The organism is Mycobacterium sp. 852002-10029_SCH5224772, assembly GCF_001667315.1.
Lineage (GTDB): Bacteria > Actinomycetota > Actinomycetes > Mycobacteriales > Mycobacteriaceae > Mycobacterium.
Genome location: NZ_LZHT01000054.1, coordinates 1 through 911, shown reverse-complemented (window position 1 = coordinate 911; position 911 = coordinate 1). Strand labels below are relative to the sequence as shown.

Sequence of the window (911 nt, the reverse complement as noted above, 5' to 3'; positions counted from 1 at the left end):
TGGTCGGCGAGCCAGCGTTCGGCGTCGATGGCGGCCGAACAGCCGCTGCCGGCCGCGGTCACGGCCTGGCGGTAGGTGCGATCCACCAGATCCCCGGCCGCGAACACCCCCTCGATCGACGTACTGGTGGTGCGGCCCTGCACCAACACATAGCCGTCGGGATCGGTCTCGAGCACCCCGCGCACCAACTCCGAGCGCGGGTCATGCCCGATCGCCACGAACACCCCCGTCACCGCCAACCTCGACTGCTCACCGGTCACCGTGTCACGCAACCGCAACCCCGTCACCGTCTCGGCACCTTCGACCGCCTCGACCGCCTTATTGGTCAGGAACGTGATCTTCTCGTTGGCCCGGGCGCGGTCCAGCATGATCCGCGATGCCCGGAACTCCTCCCGGCGGTGCACCAACGTCACACTGCGGGCAAACCGGGTCAAAAACGTGGCCTCCTCCATCGCCGAATCCCCACCCCCGATCACCGCGATGTCTTGATCCCTGAAAAAGAACCCATCACAGGTCGCACACGAGGACACCCCGCGACCCAACAACTCCTGCTCCCCGGGCACCCCCAAATACCGGGCGGCGGCCCCCATCGCCAAAATCACCGCCCGCGCCCACACCGTCTCACCCTCGCCCGTGGTCACCGACTTCACCGGCCCCGACAACGACACCGATTCGACATCTTCCAGGCGCAGATCAGCACCAAAACGCAACGCCTGCTCACGCATCTGATCCATCAACTCCGGACCCATGATCGCCTCACGAAACCCCGGATAATTCTCCACCTCGGTCGTCGTCATCAACGCCCCACCAAACGACGTCCCCTCAAACACCACCGGCGCCAACTGCGCCCGCGCCGCATACAACGCCGCGGTATACCCAGCAGGACCCGAACCAATAATGATCACGTCATG

The 911-nt window shown here is 65.2% G+C and carries 1 protein-coding gene; it reads right to left on the bottom strand.

Features of this window, described 5'->3' with window-relative positions; all coding sequences use genetic code 11:
- Nucleotides 1-911: thioredoxin-disulfide reductase (gene trxB, locus A5775_RS11350; protein ID WP_156660663.1), on the bottom strand; the 911-nt coding region annotated here is incomplete at both ends.